Annotated in this window: 3 protein-coding genes; all 3 read left to right on the top strand. The window is 34.4% G+C overall.

Translation table 11 applies throughout. The features are described from left to right. A partial coding sequence (locus ACY65O_RS14320; RefSeq protein ID WP_462221540.1) for an ACP phosphodiesterase occupies positions 1-412 on the top strand: 412 nt, incomplete at its 5' end. Positions 413-444: 32 nt separating this feature from the next. After that, a complete protein-coding gene (locus ACY65O_RS14315) occupies positions 445-1,008 on the top strand; it encodes a DUF2911 domain-containing protein (RefSeq protein WP_462221539.1) in 564 nt (187 codons plus the stop codon). Positions 1,009-1,012: 4 nt separating this feature from the next. Beyond that, positions 1,013-1,633: DUF2911 domain-containing protein (locus tag ACY65O_RS14310; protein WP_462221538.1), on the top strand; the 621-nt coding region annotated here is incomplete at its 3' end.

Genomic DNA, 1,633 nt, shown 5'->3' with positions numbered 1-1,633 from the left:
ATTATTTTTCAGGCCTCAATACCGCTTGTATTCAGGTGCATTTACAGATGTAGTGTATGACCATTTTTTAGCAAATGACCAATCAGAATTTTCCACCGATGATGATTTAAAAAAATTCACTTTGGCCACCTATCAAAGTCTTGAAACAAATGTTGCAGTATTGCCGGAGGCCTTTAAAAAAATGCTGCCTTATATGATTGAATATAACTGGTTGTATAATTATAAAAATAAATGGGGGATAGAAAAAAGTTTTAACGGGCTTGTAAAGCGATCGCAGTACCTTACAGAAAGCGCAATTGCCTTTGCTATCTTTAATACACATTACGATACTATAAAATCTCAATACGAAATTTTTTATCCCGATTTAAAAATATTTGCCGCACATCAATTGCAGCAAATATTAAATGCCTGATTGGTTTATCTTTGAAAAAATATTTTTATTTTATGAAGAAGTTTTTTTTATCGGTTTCCGCAGTAATATTTTCTGCATCTTTTTTAATTGCACAAACTAAATTACCTCCTGTAGATAAATCTACAATGGATATGAGTTATTATCCCAATGGTTACCCTGTTTCTAAAATACAGGATAAAACAACTGATCCGCTAGTAGCAAGGGTTATTTACAGCAGACCGCAAAAAAACGGCAGAACGGTTTTTGGAGATTTACTCGAATACGGGAAAGTATGGCGGCTTGGTGCAAATGAAGCTACAGAAATTGAGTTTTATCAAAATGTAAAAATAAATACTACAAAAATTAAAAAGGGCAGATATACAATGTACTGCATCCCTTATGCAGACAGGTGGACTGTTATCATTAACAAAGAAAACGATACTTGGGGCTCTTTTAAATACGATATAAAAAAAGATGTAGTTAGAATGGATGTGCCTGTTCAAAAACAAGCTGAAATTGTAGAAGCTTTTACAATGACTTTTGAAAAAGCTGCTACCGGTGCTAATTTAATTATTGCCTGGGATGACGTAAAAGTAAACCTGCCAATTATTTTTTAATTAAATGCTAAAAAATACAACCACATTATTTTTGGTGATGGCATTATTTGCAGCTTTTTGCTTTAGTGCCTGCAATACTATTAATTCTAACAATCCCGAAATTCAAAAACCTGTTTTTGAACCCTCAAACCCTTATGCTGCTGTTGATAAATCGCCGATGGACATTAGTTATTATCCTGTAGATTTTCCTGCACTCAAGATGAGTGGTAAAGATACCGGCAGTTTAACAGCAAGGGTAATTTACAGCAGGCCGCAAAAAAACGGCAGGGTAATTTTTGGTAACGAGCCTCCGCCAAAATATGTGCAGCAATATGGTGCCTTATGGCGATTAGGTGCAAACGAAGCAAGTGAAATTGAATTTTTTAAACCAGCAACTATTAAAGGGCAGCGCATTTCAAAAGGCCGTTATATTATTTATTGTATCCCGTTTAAAGATAAATGGATAATCGTTTTTAACACCAATCTTTTTTCGTGGGGGTTGCACCCTGATACTACTAAAGACATTGCAAAAATTGAAATTCCCGTTTATAAGTCTGAAAAAAATATTGAGTATTTTACAATGGTATTTCAACCATCGCCAACGGGGGCTAATTTAATTATTGCCTGGGATGACGTAAAAGTAAAC

It is taken from the genome of Ferruginibacter sp. (assembly GCF_031430955.1).
Classification (GTDB): Bacteria; Bacteroidota; Bacteroidia; order Chitinophagales; family Chitinophagaceae; genus Ferruginibacter.
The sequence above is the reverse complement of the archived record's forward strand: the minus strand, read 5'-3'. Positions and strand labels throughout refer to the sequence as shown.

What these genes read in the sequence shown, in the direction of transcription:
- ACY65O_RS14315 (WP_462221539.1), top strand. Translation starts at nt 445, where the DNA reads ATGAAGAAGTTTTTTTTATCGGTTTCCGCAGTAATATTTTCTGCATCT.